Source organism: Streptosporangium sp. NPDC000563, assembly GCF_040299985.1.
Taxonomy (GTDB): domain Bacteria; phylum Actinomycetota; class Actinomycetes; order Streptosporangiales; family Streptosporangiaceae; genus Streptosporangium.
In genome coordinates this window covers 253,478-266,256 of record NZ_JBEPDA010000006.1, presented here as the reverse complement: position 1 = coordinate 266,256, position 12,779 = coordinate 253,478, and the positions used below count along the sequence as shown (strand labels likewise).

16 protein-coding genes are annotated in these 12,779 nt (G+C 65.9%); 11 read left to right on the top strand and 5 right to left on the bottom strand.

Annotated elements, in window-relative coordinates:
• The first annotated feature begins 85 nt into the window (after positions 1-85).
• Both ABT352_RS18310 and ABT352_RS18305 read left to right on the top strand, forming a co-directional pair.
• Complete coding sequence (locus tag ABT352_RS18310; RefSeq protein WP_350946017.1) at positions 86-394, top strand: hypothetical protein; 309 nt, start codon at positions 86-88, stop codon at positions 392-394.
• A gap of 64 nt (positions 395-458) precedes the next feature.
• Positions 459-2,447 carry a hypothetical protein gene (locus tag ABT352_RS18305; RefSeq protein WP_350946016.1) on the top strand — a complete coding sequence of 663 codons (1,989 nt, stop codon included), beginning with the start codon at positions 459-461 and terminating at the stop codon, positions 2,445-2,447.
• Between the two features lie 14 nt (positions 2,448-2,461).
• On the opposite strand, the gene ABT352_RS18300 is transcribed toward ABT352_RS18305, so the two are convergent.
• Entirely contained in the window at positions 2,462-2,935 is a 474-nt protein-coding gene (locus tag ABT352_RS18300; RefSeq protein WP_350946015.1) for a hypothetical protein, read from the bottom strand.
• A 490-nt stretch (positions 2,936-3,425) separates the two neighbouring features.
• Between ABT352_RS18300 and ABT352_RS18295 the strand changes: the two genes are divergently transcribed.
• The 5 genes from ABT352_RS18295 to ABT352_RS18275 all read left to right on the top strand — a co-directional run bounded on the left by ABT352_RS18295 (position 3,426) and on the right by ABT352_RS18275 (position 5,853).
• Positions 3,426-4,253 carry a helix-turn-helix domain-containing protein gene (locus ABT352_RS18295; RefSeq protein ID WP_350946014.1) on the top strand — a complete coding sequence of 276 codons (828 nt, stop codon included), beginning with the start codon at positions 3,426-3,428 and terminating at the stop codon, positions 4,251-4,253.
• Complete coding sequence (locus ABT352_RS18290; RefSeq protein WP_350946013.1) at positions 4,244-4,444, top strand: DUF397 domain-containing protein; 201 nt, start codon at positions 4,244-4,246, stop codon at positions 4,442-4,444. The genes ABT352_RS18295 and ABT352_RS18290 overlap by 10 nt, the downstream gene beginning before the upstream one ends.
• A 115-nt stretch (positions 4,445-4,559) precedes the next feature.
• Positions 4,560-4,760 (top strand): DUF397 domain-containing protein, encoded by a 201-nt coding sequence (locus ABT352_RS18285; RefSeq protein WP_350946012.1) that lies wholly within the window; start codon positions 4,560-4,562, stop codon positions 4,758-4,760.
• Between the two features lie 64 nt (positions 4,761-4,824).
• A complete protein-coding gene (locus ABT352_RS18280; protein WP_350946011.1) occupies positions 4,825-5,031 on the top strand; it encodes a DUF397 domain-containing protein in 207 nt (68 codons plus the stop codon).
• Positions 5,032-5,190: 159 nt separating this feature from the next.
• A complete protein-coding gene (locus ABT352_RS18275) occupies positions 5,191-5,853 on the top strand; it encodes a LysE family translocator (RefSeq protein WP_350946010.1) in 663 nt (220 codons plus the stop codon).
• Positions 5,854-5,870: 17 nt separating this feature from the next.
• Here the strand turns inward: ABT352_RS18275 and ABT352_RS18270 are convergent, their stop codons facing one another.
• On the bottom strand, positions 5,871-7,001 hold the full coding sequence (locus tag ABT352_RS18270; protein WP_350946009.1) for a LysR family transcriptional regulator: 1,131 nt from the start codon (positions 6,999-7,001) through the stop codon (positions 5,871-5,873).
• A gap of 70 nt (positions 7,002-7,071) precedes the next feature.
• On the opposite strand from ABT352_RS18270, the gene ABT352_RS18265 reads away from it, so the two are divergent.
• Positions 7,072-7,941 carry a dihydrodipicolinate synthase family protein gene (locus ABT352_RS18265; protein WP_350946008.1) on the top strand — a complete coding sequence of 290 codons (870 nt, stop codon included), beginning with the start codon at positions 7,072-7,074 and terminating at the stop codon, positions 7,939-7,941.
• Positions 7,942-8,055: 114 nt separating this feature from the next.
• Here ABT352_RS18265 and ABT352_RS18260 read toward each other — a convergent pair whose 3' ends face one another.
• The 3 genes from ABT352_RS18260 to ABT352_RS18250 all read right to left on the bottom strand — a co-directional run bounded on the left by ABT352_RS18260 (position 8,056) and on the right by ABT352_RS18250 (position 9,907).
• Entirely contained in the window at positions 8,056-8,466 is a 411-nt protein-coding gene (locus ABT352_RS18260) for a VOC family protein (protein ID WP_350946007.1), read from the bottom strand.
• Between the two features lie 10 nt (positions 8,467-8,476).
• Positions 8,477-8,917, bottom strand: a complete 441-nt coding sequence (locus tag ABT352_RS18255; RefSeq protein ID WP_350946006.1) for a helix-turn-helix transcriptional regulator — start codon at positions 8,915-8,917, stop codon at positions 8,477-8,479.
• Between the two features lie 249 nt (positions 8,918-9,166).
• Positions 9,167-9,907, bottom strand: a complete 741-nt coding sequence (locus ABT352_RS18250; RefSeq protein WP_350946005.1) for an NPP1 family protein — start codon at positions 9,905-9,907, stop codon at positions 9,167-9,169.
• Between the two features lie 437 nt (positions 9,908-10,344).
• On the opposite strand from ABT352_RS18250, the gene ABT352_RS18245 reads away from it, so the two are divergent.
• The 3 genes from ABT352_RS18245 (at position 10,345) to ABT352_RS18235 (ending at position 12,414) form a co-directional block, all read left to right on the top strand.
• A complete protein-coding gene (locus ABT352_RS18245) occupies positions 10,345-10,476 on the top strand; it encodes a hypothetical protein (RefSeq protein ID WP_350946004.1) in 132 nt (43 codons plus the stop codon).
• Positions 10,477-10,777: 301 nt separating this feature from the next.
• The gene (locus tag ABT352_RS18240) at positions 10,778-11,296 is read left to right on the top strand and encodes a SigE family RNA polymerase sigma factor (RefSeq protein ID WP_350946003.1); all 519 of its coding nucleotides are present in this window, start codon (positions 10,778-10,780) and stop codon (positions 11,294-11,296) included.
• Positions 11,293-12,414 (top strand): hypothetical protein, encoded by a 1,122-nt coding sequence (locus ABT352_RS18235; RefSeq protein WP_350946002.1) that lies wholly within the window; start codon positions 11,293-11,295, stop codon positions 12,412-12,414. The genes ABT352_RS18240 and ABT352_RS18235 overlap by 4 nt, the downstream gene beginning before the upstream one ends.
• Positions 12,415-12,779 lie beyond the last annotated feature (365 nt).

Below are 12,779 nucleotides of genomic sequence, written 5' to 3'. Positions count from 1 at the left end.
GGGCTTGCCGACTTAGACGATCAATACCTACTCTGGTATGCGACTTTTTCCTTCATCACGGGGTCACGAAAAGGGCGGGGGTGGCGTGGCCGAGCGGATGGTGCCCAGCCCTCGGTACGAACGGCTGAGGCAATTGCTCATCGAGGCCGAAGACAGGGCTCACGAGGTGCGGCAGGCATACCAGCGCGCCTCCTCGGCGATGCGGTCGGGACAGGTGTGGACGGGGCCGACGGCCACCACCTGGACCAGCGAGTTGGAAGACCGGCGCCAGCGGCTGGCGCGGCTCGCCCAGCGTGTGGTGGACGCGGTCGAGGAAGAGCTGCGCCGCTCTCCCCCGCTGGTGACCGAGGCGGAGGCGGACGCCATGCGCAGGGAGATGGCCGGACGCATGTGACCGTCACGACCATGAGCCGGACGTACGTGACCGTCACGACCACGAGCACGAGGGGGAACGTTCCATGGCACCCACCGCCGAATTCTGCGGCATCGACCCCGACCAGATGGGGCAGCTCGCCACCTCCCTGCGCGGCGAGGCCGACCGGCTGACCACCTTCACCAGGGAGTTCGAGCAGAAACTCGGCCGGTACGGGATCAGCACCCCCGCATTGCGGGAGATCGCCGACATCGCCGACTGGGCCGGGAGGCAGGTCTCCATGCTCCACGGCCGGATCGACCTGATCAAAACCCTGGGCGACGGCGCCCCGGAGCTGGGCGGCGCGGGTGGTGCGGCCTCGATGGCGCCGGGCGGCCAAGGGCTCATCCGGCTCCCCGACGAACTGAAGGACTTCGAGATCGCCCAGGGTCTGGCCAGGATGTACGGCGAGGACATCCTCGTGAACTTCCACGGCGAGTCGCAGGCCAAGCTCATCCACGAGCACATCGACGACGTCGCCAAACTCGCAGAAAACCCCCAAGCCGCCGCCGCCTTCTTCGCCCTGCTCTCCCCCAAGGTTCGGGACGCACTGCCCAGCATCATCGCGGCCACCGGCAGCAAGACTTCCAAACAGGACTTGGCCGCCTTCAGCAAGGCTCTCGGTGCGGCCCTGAACGCCCCCGCTCTCGTCCCGGCCTTCTCCAAAGTCAAAGACGACCTGGTCAAGCCGGTTGAGGGCAAGGTCACCGCCTGGAACCGGCTCGCACTGCTCAAGGGCGCGAACGCCCCCTCGTCCGTCCGCAGCGCGGCGGCCCGCGCGCTCGTCCTGGACGAGTTCGCGAAAAGGCCCGGACAGGAGTGGCGCGCCGGATCCCTCGGCAGCAAGAAGTACGACCTGCCTGACGACCTGGTCGCCATGGGCTTGGAGGTGCTCGACGGAGACGGCCCAGCGGTGCGGGACACCTTCTCCAAGATGGGCGGGACCGACGTCAAACTCACCCAGGTCGACAAGATGAAGCTGTTCCTCAAATACGCCAAGGGGGTGGGCACCGGAGACGAGGTGGCCGACGCCTTCGGCCGGGCGATGGAAGCGGGGACCGAGACCAAGACCGAGAAGGCCGGTCAGCACAGCCCAGCCGCTGCGGCCTTCGCCTTCGACGCCATCCGCGCAGCCGCCTCCTTCGGCGCCGACCTGCCGCAGCCGGCCAAGGATTCCATGAGCGTGATAGCAAAGTCGTACGTCCACGAGTTGGTATCGGGAGGACGCTTCGACAAGGCCTCCGACCGTGTTTCCAGCATGCAGGTCCCCAAGCATTGGGAATCCTTCCCGGGGGTGACCCCCGCGTTCTACCTCAGCCCTGTCGATACCTATCAATTCATGAAAACCTTCGTTAGCGCCGAGAAGCTGACCGACGAGTTCGACTCAGCGGTGGCGAGATTCCGCCACGACACCTTGCTGGCCGCAGCCCGCTTGGACGCGCAAGGCAGCACTGACCATTTCCGCGACATCTCAATGATGTTCGGTGATTTCGGCAGCGTAGCGTTCAAGGCAGCGAAAGACACGTTCGGCGAGGAGGACGCCGTCGCCAAATTAGCCACCGATTTCGCCAAGAATACTTTCGGCCTCCTCCTCGGTGGAGTTACCGTCACGAACCAGGCCGCCGAACTCGGATGGGAACTCGCCCAGGCATACGCCATCAGCTACGCCTCGGATAAATGGGCCGACATGTTCAAAAAACAGGTTGAAATAGTCTCCGAGAAACGGGTCGACCTTGCCAAAAGCATGAAGTACGAGATGGCATATCTTCTCCACAGCGGCGGCTACCCGGCGAGCGATCCTCCCGGAGAGCTCGTCAACGCGACCACCGGCACTCTCAAAACATATGACGAACTCATTGCCGAGGCCAAGCATGAGGCAACTGGCGACAAGGAGTGGGAACCAGCGTTTCAGAAAAAGCTAGACTCTCTCGATGTCTGGATGGACGAAAATGTAGATTTCGACAAAAAGATCGAACATTCTTCACGATTCCAGACCAGCGACCTGGCCGAGAACCTATTGAAGACTCCCAAGTGACGTGACCGACTCTCTCAGCGTGACAGACATGCGGTCTGCGCATGCAGTCGCCAGGTCGGCGCTTCTGGCGCTATATAAACAGTCACCATGACCCCCACCCCCTTACTCCCATAAATGAACCGCCCCTCCAGGGCATCAGCCTGACTGATGTCGTGCTCAACCTCGTAGCCCATGATACGAGAGAGAGTGTTCTCCATAACTCTTTGGGCTTTGTCCAGGCGAGAGTCCAATGATTCGTCGACACGTTCCTCGTCGGCCGTTGCTCGTAATACCCGCTTGACCTTATCGCCACCGCAAGGAAGATCCTTGTCGGGATGTTGAACGATGCGCAGATTCATGAGCGGATTCTTGAAGACGTCGTCATTTTCCAGGCGTTGGGCATCTTTTTGCAGCTCCGCTGCCGCGTCCTTCAAGGATGGCCCGGAAGCGCATCCGGAGGCCACTATCGTCAGCGCCAGACCAACGGCGAGTAACCGGGTGGAGCGCATTTGGGACCTCCGGGGGTGGTGAGCGCCGGGACGTATCAATCTTTACCCACCTGGACCGAGTTCGCCACACCCTTTCCATACTCGTTCGCCGATCAGGGGGAGTTGCCAGGTCACACCGACCACTGTCATCAGCCAGGGCAGAGGCGCGGACTCATAGGCCAGAGGTGCGATCCGTGGAGCCGGCGGCTCACTCGTCATCATGATTTTTCCTTTCGAATGATTTCCGACACTCGCACCGGGAGACCAAAAGGGACCATTTAATTCATATGCGACTCGACTCGCCTTCGCCCGGGAAAATGGTTTACCGCTTTATTGCCAGCCCTTTCGTTGTGAGGATTCCTGTGCTTAGAATGCCTCCTCGGTAGCTGGCTGACGAGGAGTTCGTCAATCCAGGTCAGGGCAGGCCATGACAGCCGCTGGCATACGCGGCCGAATTCGGTGGTGCCAATTAAAAGAAATGTCCGTTTCTTCTAATTTGAGAGGAAATACGATGGATGAGGTGCCACCCCTCGACCCCGGATCCCCTCGCGCGCGATTCGGCGCCGAGATGCGTCGACTGCGGGAGGCCGCGCAGCTCTCGCAGTCCGCCGTGGCCAGACGCCTTGGCTGCACCCAAACCCAGATCAGTCGCCTGGAGAGCGCCGGTCGCACACCTTCGAAGTCCGACGCAGAGAGGCTGGATCGGCTCTTCGGAACAACCAACGGCATCTCTTTCACAGCGATACGTGAGCACATCGTTGCTCAACCAGGCGGGCCTGCCTGGTTCTGGAACTGGGCCGAGGAGATCGAACCCAGAGCTCTCGTCATCCGCTCCTGGGATCCCCTCCTGGTGCCCGGCCTGCTCCAGACGGAGGCGTATGCCAGACATCTCTTCAGCCGAGGACCACACATCACATCCGAGGAGTTGGAGCAGCGTGTCGAAGCCCGCATGCAGCGGCAACGGATCCTTGATCAGGAAGATGCGCCCACCATCCTCGCCCTTATCGATGAGGGTGTGCTGCGTCGTCGAATCGGTAACCCCGAGCTGATACGCGAGCAATTCGGTTATCTACTGGAAGCCGCACAGCGGTCGACCATTTCCATCCAGGTCGTCGATTCGGAGTGTGTAGCGGGTCTGGCAGGAGCCTTCATGATCGCCGATCTTCCGAACGGGGAGCCGGACGTCGTCCATTCAGACTCACCCGCCCAGGGACATATCATAACCAATCAAGATCTTGTGGCTTCCGTTCAGAAGCGCTATGAGGCGATACGACTCTGGGCTTATCCTGAGCACGTATCCCTCAAAAAGATCGAAGAAGCGAGGCAAGAGTGGACCTGAGCGAAGCCATCTGGCGGAAATCATCACGTTCCTCCGACAACGGCGGCCAGTGCATTGAGGTGGCTGCCAACCTACCCGGAGTGATCGCCGTTCGCGACAGCAAAGACCCCAACGGCCCCAAGCTGCTCTTCACCCCCGCTCAGTGGGGCACATTCGTTCACGGTATCAAAACCGATCAGCTCGGCCATTAAACCGGTTCCGGCCAGGAGGAAAAACCCTCAGGGTTCAAAAGTACGGTGAGGCAACACCACTCTTTTCTCATTTCGAGGCGCGTTACCTCAAGAGGATCGAGAAAGTGAATCAGCAATGGACTTGAACGAAGCCGTATGGCGGAAGTCGTCACGCTCCGGGGATAGCGGTGGCCAGTGTGTCGAGGTGGCTACCAACCTGCCCAGGGTAGTCACTGTTCGCGACAGCAAGGACCGGGACGGGGCCAAGCTGCTCTTCACCCCCACCCAGTGGGACACCTTCGTCCACCGCATCAAGGCCGGCGACTTCGACCATTAGCTCTGCCGCAGTCAGGGACCATCAGCACGCACCTCTCAAGAAGATCAAGGAAGTGAGGCAGGGAATGGATCTGAGCGGTGCAGTGTGGCGGAAATCATCGCGTTCCTCCGGCAACGGCGGCCAGTGCGTTGAGGTGGCCGCCAACCTGCCCGAAGTGATCGCCGTTCGCGACAGTAAGAACCCCAACGGCCCCAAGCTGCTCTTCACCCCGACCCAGTGGAAAACGTTCGTCGGCGGCCTCAAGGCCGGCAAGTTCGACTCTCCGACCTGAGCTTTTACCCCTTCGGCGCGACGGACACCCGTCCCAGCCAAGCCCGGCAACGCGCCCACGTTGCCGGGCTTCACGTCGTGCTTGCCGAGCCCTCGACACCGGGCTCCGAGACCAGAGCCCCGGCCGGAAAAGAGTTGAGCCGAAGAGACGAAAGCGAGCATGCTCAGGCTCATGGACCTCGTCGCCTCCCTGCCTGCCTTCGTCGTCGCCGTCGTGCTGATCTCGGCGTCACCGGGTCCCGCGATGGCGTTGATCCTGCGTCGTGCCGCGCTGCACGGTTTCCGGGGAGCGGTGCCGACGGTGCTGGGACTGGAGGCCGGGCTGTACGCCTGGGCGCTGTTCGCCGCGGCCGGCCTCGCCGCCCTGGTGGCCGCTTCCGAGGTGGCCTTCGTCGTTCTCCGCGTGATCGGCGCGGGTTTCCTGCTCTATCTCGGGCTGAAGGCGTGGCGCACCGCGTGGCGGATCAAGAAGGCCGGACCGGTACGGGAGACGACAGAGGACACCTCGCCCAGCCTGAGGCAGAGCTGGTGGAGGGCCTTCGGTGAGGGCGCCCTCGTGATGCTCGCCAATCCGAAGATCGCGGCCTTCATGATCGCTTTCTATCCCCAGTTCGTACCGGCCGACCAGCCGCTGTTCTCCACCACCGCGCTCCTCGCGCTCCTGCAGGTGGCCGTCGAGATCGTGCTGTACCTCGCCCTGGCCGCGGTAGTAGGACGTGCGGGCGCGTGGTTCCGCAGGCCCGTGATCCGTCGCCGCCTGGAGGCCGTCAGCGGCACCGTTCTCATCGTCCTCGGCCTGCGCATGGCCGCCGCGACCCGCTGACGCCGACGGCTGTTCCCTCACCGGCCACAGGCGGCTGTCCCATCCACGCGGAATACCCGTTCGAGCAGCCCCGGAGCTTCCGTCCGCCCGCCGACCCGGGCCTTTCCCAGGTGGTCCTCGGTCGCGGCGCGGATGGCGCGGACACACGCGGCGACCGCGGGGTGCTCGGCGGCTCCCCGGCGGTAGGCGATCCTGGTCCTGCGCCGTGCCCGCAGCGGCAGGAGCCGCACGCCGTCCGGAAGGCGGCCGGCGCCGAGTTGTGGCACCAGGGCGACCCCCTGGCCGGCGGCGACCAGGGTGAGCACGGCGGTGAAATCGTCCACGTGGTGGCGTACCCTCGGCGCGAATCCCGCCGCCTGACAGGCGCGTACGGCCACGGTGTGGCAGAGGGTGCCCGGTGAGCCTACGATCCAGTCGGCGTCACGGAAGCCGTCGACCGGATCCGCGGCCGCCACGGCGCCCTCCGTATCGGCTGAACACGCGCCTGCCGTCGCGCCGACCGACCACGCGGATGTCCCGGCGTCGGCCGGATCGGTGAGTGCCGTGGTCTCCGCTGCGCCGGGAAGCCCGGGGAGGATCGTCTCATCCGGCCGCGACATCGCATCGAGCGCCGCAGTACAGGGAACCGCGAGGAAGACCGTCTCGTCCAGCAGGGGTGTCGAGTCGAGCGTCGGGTCGGGCTCGACGGGGGCCAGGTCGTAGTCGTGCAGCAGTGCCACGTCGAGGTGCCGTTCCCGCAGCGCGTCGGGGGCGGCGGCCGGGTCCAGTTCGGTGACCATGAGGGCGAGCCCCGGATGGTCGCGGCCCAGCGCGACGAGGGCCGCCGGTAGCAGGGTGTGCACGGCGGTGGGGAAGGCTCCGATGCGCATGGTCCCGCTCAGGCCGGACCGGGCGGCGGCGAGGGTCGCCGAGGCCGCCTCCAGTTCGGCGAGCACGGTCTCGGTGTGCTCGACCAGCGCGACGCCCGCCGGGGTGAGGGTGACCCGGCGACCGGTCCGTTCCAGCAGTGCCACCCCCGCCTCCCGTTGCAGCGCCGCGAGCTGCTGGGAGACGGCCGACGGCGTATAGGTGTGAACCTGGGCAACCGCGGCGATGGTGCCGAGTCTGGCCAGGTCGCGGAGCAGCCGCAGGCGGCGAACATCAAGCATAAGTTCAGCTTACGTATGCCTCCACAAACCGGAACTGGTTCTTCATATTTGGTCGCGCGACGATAACCCCATGACGCTCAACGGTCTCTACGTCCCATTGATCACTCCGTTCGAGACCTCCGGCGAGGTGGCCCTCGGCGCACTGGAGCTGCTCGCGCGGCGGTTGCTCGACGACGGCGCGACGGGTCTGGTCGCGCTCGGCACCACGGGGGAACCCAGTGCGCTCACGGACGCGGAGAAGCGGGCCGTGGTCGAGGTGACGGCCCGGGTCTGCCGGGAGCGGTCGGCGCCGCTCGTGGTGGGCGCCGCCACGGCCGAGGCGTTGCGGCGGCTGGGCGATCACCCGGAGGTCGTCGCCGCGCTCACGGTGGTTCCCCCGTTCGTACGCCCCGGAGAGGAGGGCGTTCTCGCGCACTTCGCGCACCTCGCCGAGCTGAGCCCGGTGCCGCTCATCGTCTACGACGTTCCGCGCCGTACGGGCCAGCACCTGTCGGCCGGGACGCTGCGGAGGCTCGCCGTGATCCCCGGTGTCGCCGGGTTGAAATCCGCGCCCGGTGCGATCACCGACGACAGCATCGAGTTGCTGGCCGACCCGCCCCCCGGGTTCGCGATCCTCGGCGGCGACGACCCGCACATCTCGCCGATGCTGGCACTCGGCGCGCACGGCGGCGTTCTGGCCTCGGCGCTGGTCGCCACCGCCGACTTCGCGCGGCTCGTCACCGCCTGGCGGGCCGGCGACGTGTCCGAGGCGCGCGCCCTCGGACACCGTCTGGCGCCGCTCTCGCTCCGGCTGTTCGCGGAGCCGAACCCCACGGTGATCAAAGCCGTACTGCACGCGCGGGGCGACATCCCCACCCCCGCCGTACGGCTGCCGCTGCTGGCCGCTTCCCCGGACACGGTGGCGGCGGCGCTGGCGTCCTGGCAGCCGCTCCGTCCGTGAATCGGCACCGGCGCCGTCGGGAAGGCCGCCGTTCGCGCGGAGGGTGTGAGGATGCGGAGGGCGTGAGGATACGGTGCGGATTCCCGCTCGGTCATCGCCGAGCGCTCGCGGTGGTTACGCCTTGGGCGCCTGCGAGATGCGCACCATGTTGCCGGAGGGGTCACGGAAGGCGCAGTCGCGCGGGCCCCAGGGCTGGTCGATGGGCTCCTGCAGCACCTCGGCGCCGAAGTCGCGCACCTTCTCGAAGGTCGCGTCGACGTCGTCGGTGCGGAACACGGTCATGGGCAGGACCCCTTTGGTCAGCAGCTCCTGCAGGGCGTCGCCGTCGGCCTGGGACCGGCCGGCGTGCGGCTCGGAGAGCACGATCTCAAGGTCGGGCTGGGAGGCGCTGCCGAGGGTGACCCAGCGGAACCCGCCCGAGGCGACGTCGTTGCGCACCTCAAGACCGAGCGCGTCGCGGTAGAAGGCGAGCGATCCGTCCAGGTCGTTGACGGTGACGTGGCAGTACTGAAGAGAAACGGTCATGTGGCCAACGCTAGATGGCGGTGGCGCGGACCACTTCTCCGATCCTGACCTGTTGGTTCCTCGTCGGCCGGGTCTGCACCTTGGCCACGCAGGCGGGCATCGCCCGCACCGCACGGTGCTCCTGGGCCCGGTACGCGCTCGGCGTCATCTTCACGAGCTCGGTGAAGCGCGAGCTGAACGAGCCGAGGGAGGTACAGCCGACCGCCATGCACGCGTCGGTCACGCTCATGCCCCCGCGCAGCAGCGCCATCGCCCGCTCGACCCGCCGGGTCATGAGGTAGCTGTACGGCGTCTCACCGTAGGCCGCCCGAAACGCCCGGGAGAAGTGCCCCGGCGACATCAGCGCGTGGCGGGCCATCGTCGGGACGTCAAGCGGACGTGCGTACTCCCGGTCGATCAGATCCCGCGCCCTGCGCAGGTGCGCGAGGTTGGCAAGGTGTGACTGGTCCATGGGACGAGGGTATCCGCTCCGGTCTCACCCCTGCCGACCTGCACGGATGAGACTCAGTGAAGCTCATGCCCCCGCGGCCGGATCCACCGGCCACGGCCTTCGTCCCGCGTCCAGGGCACGTGAACAGCCATCCGGCGCGTACGTACCGTGGCCGCCTGACGTCGGCCGCGGCCGACGGGGGTGACGACCGGTCATCACCCCCGTTTCACCGGTCAGGTCGAGCCGCCGGTGGCTCGACAGAAGGGCTTGTCAGGCCCAGGGGTCGAAGGGGATGCCGCTCGGCTTGGCCCGCGAGAGGAGGTCCCCGAACCTGCCGTCATTGATCTTGATCGTCGCGGCCCCGAAGTCCGCGTTCATCAGCCTGTCGCGCAGCGAGGTGCTGGGCCAGCCGTTCCAGTCCACCAGCGGGGGGTAGCGCCAGTCGTGGTAGTGGTTCTCCGGCGGCTCGTCGTTGCCGTTGGCGAGCCGGAAGAAGTGCGTGGACAACCCGTCCTTGTGGTAGACGACCTTGGGATGCGACCCGTCGAAGCGCACCTGCGAGCGCGGATAGGTCACGACGCTGCTGTGTTGCGTGGTCGAGAGATACTCCACCTGGTTGGACGCCTGGTTGACCCAGGAGATGACGTGTTCCCAGTCGTGCCGGTGGCCGCCGAGGCTGATGCCGGGCAGCGCCTGGTCCTTCTCGAAGTAGCTGGCGTACACGATGGCACACCACCCGCTGTTGCACTTGGAACGGGCGTAGGTCTGCGAGTTGTCCAGGTCCGACTGGTCACGGCAGTTGCCGTTCACCGCGCCGGTCGGGTTCAGCCCACCGGCGAGGGTTCCGTCCGGTCCGATGGCGGGGGTGGCGTAGCAGCCGTCGCCGTCGTAGTCGTAGGCCGGCGAGAACGAGGACTCATACCCTCCCGCCGACTGAGGCAGATTGCCGGGCGGAGCGGCATGGGCCGCCGACGCGGGGATCACGACCCCCAGCACGGCGACGCCGAACACGATCCCGAGCCGCGAACGCCTGCGTGTGAAGAAGGTGGGGGAGGATGTGCTCCTCTCTGACGTGGTCGTTGACTTCGATGCCCTCGCGGTGGACGTGAATGACGACAGCTTTCGCATTCTTCCGCCTTCTCGAAGAACTGACTTCATGACCTGACGGCGCTTCGGCATGCCGGGGCGTCGGCGGTGTTCTCCGCGCCGATGTGAGCACGCCTCGCGCTTTTACGGCACCACGGAACCGGCGCTTGATCAAGGTCCATGGATCAAATGACGCCGACACATACCGGCGACGGCCGAAAGGTGAACCACAGGCGGCGGTCGGTAGGCGGGCCTGCCGCGGAGCGGGGAGCGAAGATCAGCAAAGTCATCCCCAAGTGGAAGGCAAGACCGCCTTGGGAGCATTCCCTCACAAGGTTCGCCATCCAAAAGGAGTGTTGAAGATGAACGACTTCACAGCCACCGCCCGTGAGCTCGACGAGAACGAGCTCGCCGGCGTCACCGGCGGTCACCGTCCGGACTACGACTGGATGAACTACGACTGGCGCGACGCGGTCATCTGCGCCCTGCCGTAACCATGGGACGGGGGGCCGCTCTCACGGGTCGGCCCCCACCTCAGGTCGTACGACAGGCTGTACGCATCACCGAAGGCGTGGCTGTCGTCATCCGGTCGCCCCCGGAGCTCGGCTCCTCCGCCCATACGCAGACCCGTCCCGGTCTCGCCACGTCTTACCGGAGAAACACATCAAGCTGTGAACAGTGCCCGTGTCACGACCCGCCGTGGCGGATCACTTTCGCCGTAGAAGAAGCCGTAGAGAAAAGACTGCAACCTTTCGCCCGATGAGTCGCGTTGGGAACGGGCGAGAGGAGATCACAGTGGATCGTTATGACGGCTTCCGCGAGTTCGTGCTCGCCCGCCAGCAGACGCTGATGCGGACCGCGTACCTGCTGACGGGAGACGCCCATCTCGCCGAAGACCTGCTGCAGAGCGTCCTGATCAAGATCGTGGGGCACTGGCCCAAGCTGTCCAGGAGCGGTAATCCCGAGGCGTATACCCGCAAGGCGCTGGTCAACCAGTACATCTCCTGGCGGCGTCGGCCGCATCTTGAGTTACCGAGCGCCGATCCACCTGAACGCGGTGCCTCTTACGACGGGGCCGCGCTCGACCGGATCGTGCTCCGGCAGGCGCTGGCCAAGTTGACGCCCAAGCAGCGCGCCGTGATCGTGCTGCGCTTCTGGGAGGACCTCACCGAGACGCAGACGGCCGAGGTGCTCGGCTGCTCGGTCGGCACCGTCAAAAGCCAGGCCCATCACGCGCTGACCCGCCTGCGCACGGTCGCGCCCGAACTCGCGCATCTGCTCTCCGATTCCGAGCTCACGGAGGTGGTCCTATGACAAGCCTGCGTAAGACGCTGGGCGACATCGCCGACGAGGCTCCACTGGTGAGTCTGGCCGACCTGGCCGACCGGGCCGTCGCGGGTCACCGGCGCAGGCGGCGCACCTCCCTGACGCTCGCCGCTGTCGCAACGGTCATGGCACTGGGCGTGGGAACCGCGGGCACGACGCTGGTGGGGTCGCGTGGCGACTACGGCGACTACACGGTCACGCCACAGCGCGCGGATACGCTGCCCGAGCTGCCCGACGGCAAGGTGGAACCGCTCGGCTACGCGTACCAGACGCCCTGCAAGGTCGACAAGAAACGGCAGGTCGACTGCAGCGTCACCGAGTGGCGGGTGGTCACCCGCACCGGCACGACCTACCGGGTGCCGCAGGCACTCACCGGAACCGCCAAGGCACTTCGCGTCCCCGTCTCGATCAGCCGGGACGGGCGCATACTCGCCTACTACAGCCGTCAGGCCCAGGCGCATGTGGTCCGTGACCTGGTGAGCGGCTCCACGGTGACCTCCTCTGTCACGGTGAAGGAGGAGCGGATCGGCGTGGGCTCCATGCTCGTGGTCTCCGACGACGGCCGCCACGTGGTCTTCGACCCGCGTGAGGGGAGCAAGGAACCTGGACTGTTGATCGACATGCGCACCGGCAAAACGGTGTCGATACCCGGCGAGTACGAGGCGATCGGCATCAAGAACGGCGTCGCCCAACTGGTCCGTTACCGCAAGACCGACCTGTGGCTGATGCCCGTCACCGGTGGAGGCGCACCGGTGCGCTTCGACGGCGTGTTCATCATGTTCAGTGAGCTCTCTCCGGACGGCCGGACGGTGGCCGCCTTCGAGTTCGGGAAGCGAGGCATGGAGAGGCACTCGCTCACCCTTCTCGACGCCAAGACCGGGCGGACCATCCGGAAGGTGGTCATCCGCGGCCTGCCGAAGGCCGGCGGCGTCCTCGGCACCTCCCTCTGGCGGAACAGGGCCGAGGTCACCCTTCTTTACCTGCACAACGGAGGATCGCGCAGCAGCTATGCGATCGACATCAATACCGGCCGGGCCCGACAAACAGCTCGCTACCCGAATGTGTCTCCGCACATGCTCTTTCCTGGAGTCGTGAGCAGCAAATAGAGCTTGTGCGAAAAATCCCTGGATGAGAGATATCGGCGGTGGGGTGACTTGTCGTGGAGCACGGGGCCGTCGACGACAAGGAAACGCGCCGCCTGTCCGACACCGCGGGAGAATTCCTTGCCCCGCCGCTCTCGGCGGGGCAAGCCGGGCGGTCGTCCGGTCGAAGGCTCCCTCCGGGAGATCGTCAACGCGTCGGCCTACCAACCGGCGGCCGGACGTACATCGCAGCTGCTGCCACACGATTTGCCGCCCTGACAGGGAAGCGGAGAACGGAAGTCTCCGCTCGGCCAACCACCGTGACAGGCTCGGCTCTGGGGATGCTCCTATGGTTCGTCAGGCGACGAGTCAGACCTCACCGGGAGGCG

Coding starts and splice junctions, on each gene's coding strand:
- ABT352_RS18270 (WP_350946009.1), bottom strand. CDS start 7,001: ATGCTTGATGTTCGCCGCCTGCGGCTGCTCCGCGACCTGGCCAGACTC.
- ABT352_RS18275 (WP_350946010.1), top strand. CDS start 5,191: ATGCTCAGGCTCATGGACCTCGTCGCCTCCCTGCCTGCCTTCGTCGTC.
- ABT352_RS18280 (WP_350946011.1), top strand. CDS start 4,825: ATGGATCTGAGCGGTGCAGTGTGGCGGAAATCATCGCGTTCCTCCGGC.
- ABT352_RS18295 (WP_350946014.1), top strand. CDS start 3,426: ATGGATGAGGTGCCACCCCTCGACCCCGGATCCCCTCGCGCGCGATTC.
- ABT352_RS18235 (WP_350946002.1), top strand. CDS start 11,293: ATGACAAGCCTGCGTAAGACGCTGGGCGACATCGCCGACGAGGCTCCA.
- ABT352_RS18300 (WP_350946015.1), bottom strand. CDS start 2,935: ATGCGCTCCACCCGGTTACTCGCCGTTGGTCTGGCGCTGACGATAGTG.
- ABT352_RS18245 (WP_350946004.1), top strand. CDS start 10,345: ATGAACGACTTCACAGCCACCGCCCGTGAGCTCGACGAGAACGAGCTC.
- ABT352_RS18255 (WP_350946006.1), bottom strand. CDS start 8,917: ATGGACCAGTCACACCTTGCCAACCTCGCGCACCTGCGCAGGGCGCGG.
- ABT352_RS18305 (WP_350946016.1), top strand. CDS start 459: ATGGCACCCACCGCCGAATTCTGCGGCATCGACCCCGACCAGATGGGG.
- ABT352_RS18265 (WP_350946008.1), top strand. CDS start 7,072: ATGACGCTCAACGGTCTCTACGTCCCATTGATCACTCCGTTCGAGACC.
- ABT352_RS18285 (WP_350946012.1), top strand. CDS start 4,560: ATGGACTTGAACGAAGCCGTATGGCGGAAGTCGTCACGCTCCGGGGAT.
- ABT352_RS18260 (WP_350946007.1), bottom strand. CDS start 8,466: ATGACCGTTTCTCTTCAGTACTGCCACGTCACCGTCAACGACCTGGAC.